This is a genomic window from Pseudomonas sp. 5P_5.1_Bac1 (genome assembly GCF_025466015.1).
Lineage (GTDB): Bacteria > Pseudomonadota > Gammaproteobacteria > Pseudomonadales > Pseudomonadaceae > Aquipseudomonas.
This window is the reverse complement of the sequence record NZ_JANLNX010000011.1, coordinates 1-14,241: the sequence shown is the minus strand read 5'-3', so window position 1 is coordinate 14,241 and position 14,241 is coordinate 1. Positions and strand designations below refer to the sequence as shown.

12 protein-coding genes are annotated in these 14,241 nt (G+C 66.1%); 5 read left to right on the top strand and 7 right to left on the bottom strand.

Translation table 11 applies throughout. The features are described 5' to 3' along the window. The first annotated feature begins 25 nt into the window (after positions 1-25). Both serS and cysG read left to right on the top strand, forming a co-directional pair. On the top strand, positions 26-1,306 hold the full coding sequence (gene serS, locus NTD82_RS02025) for a serine--tRNA ligase (RefSeq protein WP_262127593.1): 1,281 nt from the start codon (positions 26-28) through the stop codon (positions 1,304-1,306). Further along, positions 1,307-2,695, top strand: a complete 1,389-nt coding sequence (gene cysG, locus NTD82_RS02020) for a siroheme synthase CysG (RefSeq protein ID WP_262127592.1) — start codon at positions 1,307-1,309, stop codon at positions 2,693-2,695. A 104-nt stretch (positions 2,696-2,799) separates the two neighbouring features. On the opposite strand, the gene NTD82_RS02015 is transcribed toward cysG, so the two are convergent. The 7 genes from NTD82_RS02015 to NTD82_RS01985 all read right to left on the bottom strand — a co-directional run bounded on the left by NTD82_RS02015 (position 2,800) and on the right by NTD82_RS01985 (position 7,715). Beyond that, positions 2,800-3,768 (bottom strand): glutathione S-transferase family protein, encoded by a 969-nt coding sequence (locus NTD82_RS02015; RefSeq protein ID WP_262127590.1) that lies wholly within the window; start codon positions 3,766-3,768, stop codon positions 2,800-2,802. A 113-nt stretch (positions 3,769-3,881) separates the two neighbouring features. Then, complete coding sequence (locus NTD82_RS02010) at positions 3,882-4,877, bottom strand: glycosyl transferase family protein (protein WP_262127589.1); 996 nt, start codon at positions 4,875-4,877, stop codon at positions 3,882-3,884. After that, complete coding sequence (locus NTD82_RS02005) at positions 4,874-5,209, bottom strand: TusE/DsrC/DsvC family sulfur relay protein (RefSeq protein WP_262127587.1); 336 nt, start codon at positions 5,207-5,209, stop codon at positions 4,874-4,876. Before NTD82_RS02005 ends, NTD82_RS02010 begins: the two co-directional genes overlap by 4 nt. Beyond that, entirely contained in the window at positions 5,206-5,496 is a 291-nt protein-coding gene (gene tusB / locus NTD82_RS02000; protein ID WP_175649589.1) for a sulfurtransferase complex subunit TusB, read from the bottom strand. The genes NTD82_RS02005 and tusB overlap by 4 nt, the downstream gene beginning before the upstream one ends. Next, positions 5,496-5,855 carry a sulfurtransferase complex subunit TusC gene (tusC, locus tag NTD82_RS01995; RefSeq protein ID WP_095157316.1) on the bottom strand — a complete coding sequence of 120 codons (360 nt, stop codon included), beginning with the start codon at positions 5,853-5,855 and terminating at the stop codon, positions 5,496-5,498. The genes tusB and tusC overlap by 1 nt, the downstream gene beginning before the upstream one ends. 1 nt (position 5,856) lies before the next feature. Then, complete coding sequence (gene tusD / locus NTD82_RS01990; protein ID WP_095157318.1) at positions 5,857-6,249, bottom strand: sulfurtransferase complex subunit TusD; 393 nt, start codon at positions 6,247-6,249, stop codon at positions 5,857-5,859. Positions 6,250-6,335: 86 nt separating this feature from the next. Beyond that, positions 6,336-7,715 carry a nucleobase:cation symporter-2 family protein gene (locus tag NTD82_RS01985; protein ID WP_262127585.1) on the bottom strand — a complete coding sequence of 460 codons (1,380 nt, stop codon included), beginning with the start codon at positions 7,713-7,715 and terminating at the stop codon, positions 6,336-6,338. Positions 7,716-8,001: 286 nt separating this feature from the next. Here NTD82_RS01985 and atzF point away from each other — a divergent pair, with 286 nt between their 5' ends. Genes atzF through NTD82_RS01970 form a run of 3 tightly spaced genes read left to right on the top strand, consistent with a single transcriptional unit; the run spans position 8,002 to position 14,202 of the window. Continuing rightward, positions 8,002-9,822 (top strand): allophanate hydrolase, encoded by a 1,821-nt coding sequence (gene atzF, locus NTD82_RS01980; protein ID WP_262127583.1) that lies wholly within the window; start codon positions 8,002-8,004, stop codon positions 9,820-9,822. 12 nt (positions 9,823-9,834) lie between these two features. Continuing rightward, on the top strand, positions 9,835-13,461 hold the full coding sequence (gene uca / locus NTD82_RS01975; RefSeq protein ID WP_262127581.1) for an urea carboxylase: 3,627 nt from the start codon (positions 9,835-9,837) through the stop codon (positions 13,459-13,461). A 12-nt stretch (positions 13,462-13,473) separates the two neighbouring features. Then, a complete protein-coding gene (locus NTD82_RS01970; RefSeq protein WP_262127579.1) occupies positions 13,474-14,202 on the top strand; it encodes a GntR family transcriptional regulator in 729 nt (242 codons plus the stop codon). The last annotated feature ends 39 nt before the right edge of the window (positions 14,203-14,241 follow it).

Sequence of the window (14,241 nt, the reverse complement as noted above, 5' to 3'; positions counted from 1 at the left end):
CACACCTACATAACGAGAGAACGATATGCTCGATTCCAAACTGTTACGCGGCCAACTTCAGGAAGTGGCGGACCGCCTGGCCTCCCGTGGCTTCAGCCTGGATGTCGCGCGCATCGAGTCCCTGGAAGAGCGCCGCAAGACGGTGCAGACCCGGACCGAACAACTGCAGGCCGAGCGTAACGCCCGTTCCAAGTCCATCGGCCAGGCCAAGGCCAAGGGCGAGGACATCGCGCCGCTGATGGCGGACGTCGAGCGCATGGCGGGCGAACTGGCCGCCGGCAAGGTCGAGCTGGACGCGATCCAGTCCGAGCTGGACCAGATCCTGCTGACCCTGCCCAACCTGCCGGACGCCAGCGTCCCGGTGGGCGCGGATGAAGACGGCAACGTCGAAGTGCGTCGCTGGGGTACTCCGCGCGCGTTCGACTTCCCGATCCAGGACCACGTTGCCCTCGGCGAGCGCGACGGCTACCTGGACTTCGAGACCGCCGCCAAGCTGTCCGGCGCGCGCTTCGCCCTGCTGCGTGGCCCGATTGCCCGCCTGCATCGCGCCCTCGCGCAGTTCATGATCAACCTGCACATCAACGAGCACGGTTACGAAGAGGCCTACACCCCGTACCTGGTTCAGGCGCCGGCGCTGCAAGGCACCGGCCAGTTGCCGAAGTTCGAGGAAGATCTGTTCAAGATCAGCCGCGAAGGCGAGGCCGATTTCTACCTGATCCCGACCGCCGAAGTGTCGCTGACCAACATCGTCGCTGGCGAGATCGTCGACGCCAAGCAACTGCCGATCAAGTTCGTCGCCCACACCCCGTGCTTCCGCAGCGAAGCCGGTGCGTCGGGCCGTGACACCCGCGGCATGATCCGCCAGCACCAGTTCGACAAGGTCGAGATGGTCCAGATCGTCGAGCCGAGCGCGTCGATGGAAGCCCTGGAAGGCCTGACCCGCAACGCCGAGGCCGTGCTGCAGGCGCTGGAGCTGCCGTACCGCGTGCTGGCGCTGTGCACCGGCGACATGGGCTTCAGCGCGGTGAAAACCTACGACCTGGAAGTCTGGGTGCCGAGCCAGGACAAGTACCGCGAGATTTCCTCGTGCTCCAACTGTGGCGACTTCCAGGCGCGCCGCATGCAGGCCCGCTGGCGCAACCCGGAAACCGGCAAGCCGGAGCTGGTGCACACCCTCAACGGTTCGGGCCTGGCGGTTGGCCGTACCCTGGTCGCGGTGCTGGAGAATTACCAGCAGGCCGACGGCACCATCCGTGTGCCAGAAGTCCTCAAGCCGTACATGGGTGGCCTCGAGGTCATCGGCTAAATGGAGTTTTTGCCGCTGTTCCACAATTTGCGTGGCAGTCAGGTGCTGGTGGTGGGTGGCGGTGAGATTGCCTTGCGCAAATCTCGCCTGCTGGCCGATGCCGGGGCCAAGCTGCGCGTGGTCGCGCCCGAGATCGAAGGGCAACTGGCCGAGCTGGCTCGGCACAGTGGAGGCCAGACCCTGGACCGCGGCTATCAGGAAAGCGATCTGGATGACTGCCAACTGATCATCGCCGCCACCGACGACCCGGCGCTCAACGCCCAGGTTTCAGCGGATGCGCGGCGTCGTTGCGTACCGGTCAACGTGGTGGACGCGCCGGCGCTGTGCTCGGTGATCTTCCCGGCTATCGTCGACCGTTCGCCGCTGGTGGTCGCAGTGTCCAGTGGCGGCGACGCCCCGGTACTGGCGCGGTTGATCCGCGCCCGTCTGGAGACCTGGATTCCTGCCGCCTATGGTGAGCTTGCCGGTCTGGCCGCGCGTTTTCGCGAGCGGGTCAAGGGGCTCTACCCGGACGTCAATCAGCGTCGCGGTTTCTGGGAAGAAGTGTTCCAGGGCCCGATCGCCGAGCGGCAACTGGCCGGGCAGGGCGCCGAAGCCGAACGCCTGTTGCAGGCCAAGGTGGATGGCGCTACCCAGCAGAATGCTGGCGAGGTGTATCTGGTCGGTGCCGGCCCGGGTGATCCGGACCTGCTGACCTTCCGCGCGCTACGCCTGATGCAACAAGCCGATGTGGTGCTTTACGACCGTCTGGTTGCTCCGGCGATCATCGAGATGTGCCGGCGTGATGCCGAGCGTATCTATGTCGGCAAGCGCCGCGCCGATCACTCCGTACCGCAGGATCAGATCAACCAGCAACTGGTGGACCTGGCCCGTCAGGGCAAGCGGGTGCTGCGCTTGAAAGGCGGCGACCCGTTCATCTTCGGTCGCGGAGGCGAGGAAATCGAGGAGTTGGCGGAGCAGGGCATTCCGTTTCAGGTGGTGCCCGGGATCACGGCGGCCAGTGGTTGCTCGGCGTATGCCGGGATTCCGCTGACCCATCGCGACTATGCCCAATCGGTGCGTTTCGTGACCGGCCACCTCAAGGACGGCACCAGCAATCTGCCTTGGGATGATCTGGTCGCGCCGGCCCAGACCCTGGTGTTCTACATGGGGCTGGTCGGCTTGCCGACCATTTGCGCCGAGCTGATTCGTCACGGTCGCGCGGCGGATACGCCGGCGGCGCTGGTCCAGCAGGGCACCACCAAGAACCAGCGGGTCTTCACCGGCACCCTGGCAGACCTGCCGCAACTGGTGGCGGAGCATGAGGTTCATGCGCCGACGCTGGTGATCGTTGGGGAGGTGGTGCAGTTGCGGGACAAGCTGAAGTGGTTCGAAGGGGCTCAGGGCTAGTCGTTTTTGGGCCATCGCGAGCAAGCTCGCTCCTACACGGTTGGTGATGCCTTCCTGTAGGAGCGAGCTTGCTCGCGAAGGCCGCACAGCGACCCAAATATCATTCAGACGCCGGTCTTCCTCCAGATCCCCCGCCCAACCAGCCTTTCCCGATCATGCGCCCGCCCAAAGTCTTGCAACGGCCCTTTGGGCACGATGCCGTTTGGGTTAATCGTCTTGTGGCTCATGTAGTAGTGGCGCTGGATATGCTCCATATCCACCGTCTCGGCCACGCCCGGCCATTGATACAGCTCTCGCAGCCAGTTGCTCAGGTTCGGGTAATCCTCGATGCGCCGCAGGTTGCATTTGAAGTGGCCGTGGTACACCGCGTCGAACCGGACGACCGTGGTGAAAAGGCGCACATCGGCCTCGGTCAGGTATTCCCCGGCCAGGTAACGCTGCCCGTCCAGTAGCTGCTCCAACGCATCCAGCTCCGCGAACAAGGCATCGAACGCTTCTTCGTAGGCCGCCTGCGAGGTGGCGAAGCCTGCGCGGTAGACGCCGTTGTTGACCGCCGGGTAAATCCGTTCGTTGAGCGCGTCGATCTTCGCCCGCAGCGGTTCGGGGTAGAGGTCCAGGCGATTGCCGGTGAGTTCATCGAAGTCGCTGTTGAAGATGCGGATGATCTGCGACGACTCGTTGTTGACGATGCGCTGCTCCTGCTTGTCCCACAGCACCGGCACGGTGACGCGGCCGGTGTAGTTCGGGTCGTCGCGGGTGTAACGCTGGTGCAGGAAGTCGAGGCCGTCGAGTTTGTCGCCGGTGGAGCCCTGGCTCTGGTCGAAGGTCCAGCCCTGTTCGCCCATCAGCCAACTGACCACCGAGACGTCGATGAGGCTTTCCAGGCCCTTGAGCTTGCGCAGGATCAGGGTGCGATGCGCCCACGGACAGGCCAGCGACACATAGAGGTGATAACGCCCGGCCTCGGCGGCGGGCAGGGCGTTGCGGCGCTGGGCGTTTTCGCGTTCGAAGGCGCCGTCCTTGCTGCTTTTGTACCACTGGTCGTGCCAGCGTCCATCGATCAACAGGCCCATGAGGGGGCTCCTTGGCAATTCGTATAGAAGTTGGAGCCCAGTCTACGGACTTCAGTTCGAACAAATAGCGCAAAGATCCCGGGTTTTTGATCGATGGATTCGATGGGTTGTTATCAGGCCAGGCGCGTTGCCCAGTATTCACGGGCTTTGGCGAAGGCGTCGTCCCGGCTGTGGCCCAGGCCACGCAGGGCCAGGGCCATGGTCGCGACCACCGCCATCTCGCCATAACTGTCGCTGGCCTCACCACACCAGACCCGAAGCAAATGATCCGGCTCCAGGCTGGCCGGCTTCACATGGCGCTGCTCCGACATCTGCGGCCATTCCTCGTCCCAGTCCGCGCTGTCGGCAGTGCCGTAGAGATGGCTGGTGGCATCCGGGTTGATCTCGATCTCGCCGCCGTCGCCCTTGACCACTATGGCGCGGTCACCGAGCAAGCGACTGGCTTCGCGGTGCACCGCCTGGTAACCGGGATGGAAGATGCTCTGCAGGCCGCAGCGCGCACCCAGCGGATTGAGCACCCGCGCCAGAGAGTGGATCGGCGAGCGCAGGCCGAGGGTGTTGCGCAGGTCGATCATGCGTTGCAGGCCCGGCGCCCAGTCCTGCAACGGGAAGAAGGCGAGGTTGTGCTGTTCAAGGGCCGTCTCGACTTCGCCCCAGTTGCGGCACAACGGAATACCGACCAGATCCAGCACCTGCTCGGTATACAGGCGCCCGGCGGTATGTGCGCCGCCGCCGTGCATCAGGATGCGCACGTCATTGATCGCCAGGCAGCGCGCTGCCAGCAGGTACCAGGGCAGGTGACGCTTCTTGCCGGCGTAGCTTGGCCAGTCGATATCGACGGCGATGGCCGGGGCATTCAGGCGCTGGCGCAGGGCTTCGGTGAAGCCGGCGAGTTCTTCCGGGCTTTCTTCCTTGTGCCGCAGCAGCATCAGGAAGGCGCCGAGCTGGGTGTCCTCGACCTTGCCGTCGAGCAGCAGGCCCATGGCCTCGCGGGCTTCCTCGCGGGTCAGGCCGCGGGCGCCGCGCTTGCCCTTGCCGAGGATGCGCACGAACTGGGCGAAGGGGTGTTCTTCCGGGGTTTCGGTAACGAGCGGGAGTGGTGAATTCATATGCAATTGGTCGGCTTGGGCAGGCCCGCCAGCTTGGCGGCGAGTTTGGCGGGAGTGCCGTTGAAGAGGCGGTTGAGGTGCAGGCTGTTGCCTTTTTCCACGCCGAGCTTGAGAGCGGTGTACTTGATCAGCGGACGGGTCGCCGGCGACAGCTCGAACTCCTGGTAGAACTGGCGCAGCAGCGTCAGCACTTCCCAGTGATCGGCGCTCAGTTCCAGCGACTCGCGGGCGGCCAGGGCCTGGGCGACGTCCTCGGACCAGTCGCTCAAATCGACCAGATAGCCATCCTTGTCCAGGGCGATGTCGCGGCCGTTGACGGTAAGGGTGTTCATAGCCAGCTATTGACCTTGTCGTAGTTCAAGGACAGCGCGACGAAGCCCGGGTAGTCGACGGCGGTGGCCGGACTCTCGGTGATGGCGCGGGCCTGCAGGTCTTCTTCGAGGACGTAGAGGCGCGGGCCGAGGGTGCGCAACCCCTCAAGCGGCGCGCTGCCGGGTTGCAGCGCGTAGACCGCGTCGCCGCACAGCAGCAGGCCATCGTGGGGGCCCAGCAGGCGCAGGCAACTGTAGAGACGGTTGTCGCTGAAGGGCGAATGGGAAATGACGTGCAGGGTGCTCATCAGAGGGTTACCACCTGGTCAAAACGGTCGATCAGCGCGGCGAGGGCCATGTCATCCAGCACCTCCACCGGCAGGCTCAGGCCCTCGGCGGCCAGGCCGCGCTCGCGCAGGCTGCTGGCGGCGGCGAACAGTTCTTCGACGCCGAACATCGGCAGCGCCTGGAGGTTGGCCGCGAGGTTCTTCTGTTGCAGCAACGCCGGTTGTTGAGCGGCGGCGAGCTGGAACACACCGTCATCGAGAAACAGCATGCCTAGCGGCAGGTCGAAGGCGCCGCCGGCCAGGGCGATATCCAGCGCTTCGCGGGCCGATGGGCCACTCCACGGTGCCTGGCGGCTGATGATCAGCAGGGACTTGGCCATTTCAATCACCTCCGAAGCAGACCAGACGGTCGGCGGTTTGCGCGGCTTCGTGCAACTGGCCGAGGCCGGACAGTTCCCACGGCGCTGGCAGGTTCACCGCCGGGCGTTGGTAGCGCGTGGCTTCTTCTTCATTCAGCACGCCACGGCGCAGGGCGGCGGCGATGCAGACCACGGCGTCGAGCTGATGGTCGCTGACGAAGGCGCGCCACTGCGCGGGGATATCGGCTTCGTCCTGCGGCGTGACCACGTTGGCCGAGGCGCTGTGCACGCCGTCCTGGTAGAAGAACAACCGGACAATCTCGTGCCCGCCGGCCAGGGCCGCCTGGGCGAAGAGCAGGGCCCGGCGCGAGGAGGGCGCGTGGCCTGGGGAAAAAACTGCGATGGCGAACTTCATGGCAGGCTCTGTGGGAAAAAACTGCGGGAATGATAAAACAAAAAGCCCGCAGCAGGCTGCGGGCTTTGGCGTCGCGGACGCGTGCTTCAGTCTTCGCGACGGGCTTCCGGGAGGAACCAGTTCAGCACCAGTGCGCAGATACCGCCGGTGGCGACGCCGGATTCCAGCACGTTGCGCAGCGCCGACGGCATGTGCGCGAGGAACTCCGGCACCTGCGCCACGCCCAGGCCCAGCGCCAGGGACACGGCGATGATCAGCAGGGCGCGGCGGTCGAGGCTGGTGCTGGCGAGGATATTGATCCCCGAGGCCGCGACCGCGCCGAACATCACCATGGCAGCGCCGCCGAGCACCGGCTCCGGAACGGCCTGGATCACCCCGGCGACCGCCGGGAACAGGCCCAGCACCACCAGCATCAGGGCGATCCACACACCGATATGGCGGCTGGCGATGCCGGTGAGCTGAATCACGCCGTTGTTCTGCGCGAAGATCGAGCTGGGGAAGGTGTTGAACACGCCCGCCAGCAGCGAGTTGGCGCCGTTGACCAGCACGCCGCCCTTGATCCGCTGCATCCACAGCGGGCCTTCCACCGGCTGGCGCGAGACCTTGCTGGTGGCGGTGACGTCACCGATGGCTTCCAGCGACGTGACCAGGTAGATCACCAGCATCGGGATGAACAGCGCCCAGGAGAAGCCGAGGCCGAAATGCAGCGGGACCGGCACCTGGAACAGCGCCGCTTCGTGCATGCCGGTGAAATCCAGGCGGCCCAGGTAGCCGGCCAGGGCATAGCCGACGGCCAGGGCGATGACGATGGCGCAACTGCGCATCCACACCAGCGGAATGCGGTTGAGTACGACGATGATCGCCAGCACCACGCCGGACAGCAGCAGGTTCTCGCCGTTGGCGAAGGTGCCGTTGCCCATCGCGGCGAAACCGCCGCCCATGCTGATCAGGCCGACCTTGATCAGGGTCAGGCCGATCATCAGCACGACGATGCCGGTGACCAGCGGGGTGATCAGGCGTTTGACGAACGGCAGGATGCGCGAGATGCCCATTTCCACGAACGAACCGGCGATGACCACGCCGAAGATCGCCGCCATCACTGCTTCCACCGGCGTGCCTTGCTTGACCATCAGCGCGCCGCCGGCGATCAGCGGGCCGACGAAGTTGAAGCTGGTGCCCTGCACGATCAGCAGCCCGGCGCCGAACGGCCCGAAGCGGCGGCACTGGACGAAGGTGGCGATGCCGGAGATGACCAGCGACATCGACACGATCAGGTTGGTATCGCGGGCCGACACGCCCAGCGCCTGACAGATCAGCAGCCCCGGGGTGACGATCGGCACGATGATCGCCAGCAGGTGCTGCAGCGCGGCCAGCAGGCCGATCAACAGGCGTGGCCGGTCTTCCAGGCCAAGCACCAGTTCATTGGCCTGCGCCGGTGCGCCGGGACCTTGTTCGATTGAGCTCATGGCGTTCTGCCCCAGGAAAAAAAGGAGCGCATTCTACGGGGGCGGGGCGGTTTGGGGTAGTGCGGGTTCGGCACCGTTTTGCGGCTCTTCGCCCCGAACCGTCGCCAAAGACCGCGCGGCGGTCCTGTCAGCACCACAACCAAGCACCCCGCACCACCCTGCAGCAGCATGAGGATCTTTCCTACAGCCATTGTTGAGTTAACACCTTGATCTGAAAGCCATTACTTCACTTGGCCCGACCTTTGCTCCAGCGAATCCAAACTTGGATACAAGATGGAGTACCCCCATGCAATCCCTTCCTCTGCGAACCCTCGGCTGGACTCTCGGTGATTGGCAGCACGCTTACGCAAGCGGCGACCTGACCCCGGACTTTCTTTTCGAACTGCTGCAACAGTTCCCCGACAGCGACCCGGCGTGGATCACCCGGATTTCGCCGGAGCATTTGAGTGCGCGTCTCGCCGGCCTGGCTGCGCAGCGGGCGGCGGTGGACGGTGATCTGACCAAGCTGCCGCTGTACGGCGTGCCCTTCGCGGTCAAGGACAACATCGATGCCGCCGGCTGGCCGACCACTGCCGCGTGCCCCGAGTTCGCCTATGTCGCCGGCGAAGACGCCACCGTCGTCGCCCGTCTGCAGGCGGCCGGCGCGGTGTTGCTGGGCAAGACCAACCTGGACCAGTTCGCCACCGGCCTGGTGGGCACCCGCTCGCCCTATGGCGCCGTGCCCAACAGCTTCGATCCGGCCTACGTCAGCGGCGGCTCCAGTTCCGGCTCGGCGTCGGTGGTGGCGCGCGGGCTGGTGGCGTTTTCGCTGGGCACCGACACCGCGGGCTCGGGCCGGGTGCCGGCGGGGTTCAACAATATCGTCGGACTGAAGCCGACCAAGGGCCTGCTGTCGAACAAGGGGCTGGTGCCGGCATGCCGCACCCTGGACTGCATCTCGATCTTCGCCCTGACCGTGGCGGATGCCGAGCGGGTGCTGACCGTCGCTGGCGGCTTTGACGCGGGTGACGCCTACTCCCGGCGCAATCCCGGCACGGCGCCCGTGGCGATCGGCGCGACGCCACGCCTGGCGGTGCCGGACAGCCTGGAATTTTTCGGCGACCACGGCAACCAGGCGGTCTACCAGCGTTCGCTTGAGCGCCTGCGCGAACTCGGTGCGGAACTGGTGACCGTTGATTTCGCGCCGTTCCGTGAACTGGCCAGCCAGCTTTACCAAGGCCCTTGGGTCGCGGAGCGCACGGTGGCGGTGTCGGCGATGCTGGCGGCGGCGCCCGAGGCGATCAACCCGGTGGTGCGTGGCATCGTCGAGAGCGGCCTCGGCTTCAGCGCCTGTGATGCCTTCCGTGCCGAGTACGCGCGGGCGGGGCTGAGCCGCGCCATCGAGCTGGCGCTGGACGGCTTCGATGCGCTGGTGGTGCCGACCTCGCCGACCCTGCGCACGCTGGACGAGATGCAGGCCGAGCCGGTGCTGTTCAACAGCCAGTTCGGCACCTACACCAATTTCACCAACCTCGCCGACCTCAGCGCCCTGGCGCTGCCCGCCGGCTTGCGCGACGACGGCCTGCCCGCGGGCATCACCCTGATTGCCCCGGCCTGGCACGACCACGCGCTGGCTTCGTTGGGCAAGCGCTGGCAACAGGCGCTGGCGTTGCCGCTCGGCGCCACCGGTCGTGCCTTGCCGCCCGCTGCGCCGGTGATGCAGGCGCCGGGTTGCGTGCGCCTGGCGGTGGTGGGCGCTCACCTCACCGGCATGCCGCTGAATTTCCAGTTGCTGACCCGCGACGCGGTGCTGGTGGAGCAAACCCTGACCAGCGCCGACTACCGCCTGTACGCGCTGCCCGGCACCGTGCCGCCCAAGCCGGGCCTGGCGCGCAGCGCCGATGGCAGCGGAAGTTCGATCATCGTCGAGGTCTGGGATATCCCGCTGGCGCGCTTCGGCGAGTTCGTCGCGGAGATTCCACTACCCTTGGGCATCGGCAATGTGCAGCTGAACGACGGTCGCTGGGTGAAAGGATTCATCTGCGAAGCCTGGGCGCTGGAAAGCGCCGAGGACATCACTGCCTTTGCCGGATGGCGCGCTTTTGTCGCCAGCCGCAAACCCGCTTAAGGAGAGAGCGCAATGTTCCATACCGTCCTGATCGCCAACCGTGGCGAAATCGCCGTCCGTGCCATTCGCACCTTGAAAAAACTCGGGGTGCGCAGTGTCGCGGTGTATTCCGAGGCCGACCGCAACGCCCAGCATGTCCGCGATGCCGACCTCGCCATCGCCCTGGGCGGCGAGAAAGCCGCCGACAGTTACCTGCGTGCCGAACGCATTCTTCAAGCAGCTCGCGAGAGCGGCGCCCAGGCCATCTATCCGGGCTATGGTTTTCTTTCGGAAAGCGCCGAGTTCGCCGAGGCCTGCGAGGCCGAGGGCATCGCCTTTATCGGCCCGACCGCGTTGCAGATTCGCGAGTTCGGCCTCAAGCACCGTGCCCGTGAATTGGCGGCGCTGGCCGGCGTGCCGATGGCGCCCGGCACCGGGCTGCTCGACAGCCTCGACGACGCCTTGCAGGCCGCGCAGCGCATCGGTTACCCGGTGATGCTGAAAACCACCGCCGGCGGAGGCGGCATCGGCCTGACCCGCTGCGCCGACGCCGCCGCGCTGGCCAGCGCCTACGACAGCGTCAAGCGCATGGGCGAGCAGTTTTTCAGTGATGCCGGGGTGTTCCTGGAGTGCTTTGTCGATCAGGCGCGGCATGTCGAGGTGCAGATTTTCGGTGACGGCCAGGGCCGCGTGGTGGCCCTCGGCGAGCGCGACTGCTCGTTGCAGCGGCGCAACCAGAAAGTGGTGGAAGAAACCCCGGCGCCGAACCTGCCACAGGCGACCCGCGAGCGCCTGCATGCCGCCGCGGTGAAGCTCGGCGAGTCGGTGGCCTACCGCAGCGCCGGCACGGTCGAGTTCATCTATGACGCCGCCCGCGACGATTTCTACTTCCTGGAAGTCAATACGCGCCTGCAGGTCGAGCACCCGGTGACCGAAATGGTCACCGGCCTGGACCTGATCGAATGCATGCTCCAGGTCGCCGCCGGCGAGGCGCTGGACTGGCCGGCGCTGCAGCGGCAACCGCAAGGCGCGGCGATCGAGGTGCGCCTGTACGCCGAAGATCCGCTGAAGAACTTCCAGCCGAGCCCGGGTGTGTTGACCGACGTGCATTTTCCGGCGGACGTGCGAATCGATACCTGGGTCAGCACCGGCAGTGAGGTTTCGGCCTTCTATGACCCGATGATCGCCAAACTGATCGTTCACGCCGACACCCGCGAGCAGGCGATCGCCGCCATGACCGCGGCGCTGGCCGCGACCCGTCTGCACGGCATCGCCACCAACCTCGACTACCTACGCCAGGTGGTGGCCGCACCGCGTTTCCACAGCGGCGACGTCTGGACCCGGCTGCTCGACAGCTTCGACTATCAGCCGCAGGCCATCGAAGTGCTGGAGCCAGGCACCTACTCCAGCGTGCAGGACTTTCCCGGCCGGCTCGGCTACTGGGACATCGGCGTGCCGCCGTCCGGGCCGATGGATGATTTCGCCTTTCGCCTGGCCAACCGCATCGTCGGCAACCACGAGAGCGCCGCGGGTCTGGAATTCACCTTGCAGGGACCGACCCTGCGTTTCCACAGCGACGGCTTGATCGCCCTGACCGGCGCCGATTGCCCGGCGACCCTGGACGGCGAGGGCATCGCCTATTGGGCGCCGATCGCGGTCAAGGCCGGACAAGTGCTCAGGCTGGGTCGCGCCGCCAGTGGCTGTCGCACCTATCTGGCGGTGCGCAACGGCCTGGATGTGCCGGTCTATCTCGGCAGCCGCTCGACCTTCGCCCTCGGCCAGTTTGGCGGTCATGCCGGGCGCACCCTGCGTCCCGGCGATATCCTCGGCGTGTCCCGTCCCGAGCTGGCCGCCTGCACCACGCCGGCGCCGGTGAGCCCGCCGCAGGCGCTGGACGCCAGCCTGATTCCCGCCTACGGCCGCACCTGGCAGATCGGCGTGCTCTACGGCCCGCACGGCGCGCCGGACTTCTTCACCGAAGCATCCATCGAGGCATTCTTCGCCGCCGAATGGGAAGTGCACTACAACTCCAATCGCCTCGGCGTGCGCCTTTCCGGGCCCAAGCCGGGCTGGGCGCGGGCCGACGGCGGCGAGGCGGGGCTGCACCCGTCGAACGTGCACGATTGCGAATACGCCATCGGCGCCATCAACTTCACCGGCGACTTCCCGGTGATCCTGACCAAGGATGGCCCGAGCCTGGGCGGTTTCGTCTGCCCGGTGACCATCGCCAAGGCCGAGCTGTGGAAGGTCGGCCAGGTCAAGCCCGGCGACACCGTGCGGTTCCACCCGATCAGCTTCAAACAGGCGCAGAGCCTGGAGCAGGCGCAACTGGGCAGCATCGCGGCGCTGGCGGCGATTGCCGCGGTGACCCTGCCGGCGCCCAGCCTGCAACCGGCCACCACGGTGTCCGCCACGGTGCTCGCCGAGCTGCCCGCCAGCGGCAAGCGCCCGCACGTCACCTACCGCCAGGCGGGCGACGCCTACGTGTTGGTGGAATACGGCGACAACGTGCTCGACCTGGCCCTGCGCCTGCGTATCCACCTGTTGATGGAAGCGCTCAAGGCCAAACCGTTGCGCGGTCTGGAAGAGTTGGCGCCGGGCGTGCGCTCGCTGCAACTGCGCTACAACAGCCGGCAACTGCACCAGTCGGCGTTGATTGCGCATTTGCTGGAGCTGGAGGCCGGGCTGGCGGACGTCGACGAGGTGAAAATCCCCACGCGGATCATCCACCTGCCGATGGCCTTCGAGGACAGCGCCACCCTCGGCGCCGTGCAGCGCTACAGCGAAACCGTGCGCAGCGAAGCGCCCTGGCTGCCGAACAATGTCGACTTCATCCAGCGCGCCAACGGCCTGGCGACCCGCGAGGAAGTGCGCGACATCCTCTTCGACGCCAGCTACCTGATTCTCGGCCTGGGCGATGTTTATCTGGACGCCCCGTGCGCGGTGCCGCTCGACCCGCGCCATCGTCTGCTCAGTTCCAAATACAGCCCGGCGCGGACCTTCACCGCCGAAGGCACCGTCGGTATCGGCGGCATGTACATGTGCATTTACGGCATGGATTCTCCCGGCGGCTATCAACTGGTGGGGCGGACCCTGCCGATCTGGAACCGCTTTTCGCGCAACGCCCAGTTCAAGGACGGCCAGCCGTGGCTGCTGCACTTCTTCGACCAGGTGCGCTTCTATCCGGTCAGCGAGGCTGAACTGGACACCTTCCGCGATGCCTTCCGCGAGGGCCGGGCGCAGATCCGCATCGAGGACGCGGTGTTCGACTTCGCTGAGTACCAGCGTTTCCTCCAGGCCAATGAAGCGGAGATCACCGACTTCCAGGCGCGGCAGAAACAGGCGTTCAATGCGGAAATCGCCCGTTGGCGCGAGCAGGATGATGAAGAGGCCACCGCCGCGATCCGTCCACCGCACGACGCCGATGACTACGGCGATGCCCATGTGGTCAGCGCCGACATGTGCGGCAGCGTCTGGAAAATCCTCGTGCAGCCGGGTCAGACCGTGGAAGCGGGGGCGCCGTTGATGGTCGTGGAGGCGATGAAAATGGAGCTGTCGGTGTTCGCGCCGGTCAGCGGAACGGTGCGCGCCGTGCGCTGCCAGCCGGGCAAGGCGGTACTGCCCGGCGACGCATTGCTGTTGCTGGATCCCGTGGCTTGAGGACGTCTGATCATGTTACCCACCCCTGAAAAAAAGGCCGCCCGGGAGCGGCCGGAAAACCTCGCCGAAGGCATCTACCAGCAGCTCAAGGAGGACATTTTCGAATTCCGCCTGCTGCCGGGCGATCGCTTCAGCGAAGGCGATGTTGCCAAGCGCCTGGCCGTCAGCCGCACGCCGGTGCGCCAGGCACTCTACCACCTGGAGCGCGAGGGTTACCTGGAAGTGCATTTTCGCAGCGGCTGGCAGGTCCGGCCGTTCGACTTCGCGCGGTTCGAGGAGCTGTATGACCTGCGCATCGTTCTGGAACTGGCCTCGGTTCGCCATCTGTGCGGGCTGGAGGTCGAACTGGCCGGGCACCTGGAACATCTGGTGAACATCTGGCTGGTCGAGGAGGGCCAGCGTTTGCAGGATGGCCGCGCGGTGTCACGCCTGGACGAGGAATTCCACTGCGCGCTGGTAGCCGCCACCGGCAACCGGGAAATGGCCCGGGTGCACCGCGAGGTGACCGAGCAGATCCGCATCATCCGGCGCCTGGATTTCACCCAGTCGCCGCGGGTGTTCGCCACCTACGAGGAGCATGGCGACATCCTCGACGCGATCCTCCAGCGTCGCGGCGAACAGGCTTGCCAGTTGCTGCGCGCGCACATCGAAGTGAGCAAGGCGGAAGTGCGCAAGATCACCTTGCACATGCTGCACAGCGCGCGGCAGCGGTTGGCGATGAAGGTGGTGGGCGGCGGTTAGGTGCGGCCGGATCGCGAGCAAGCTCGCTCCTACGGGGAT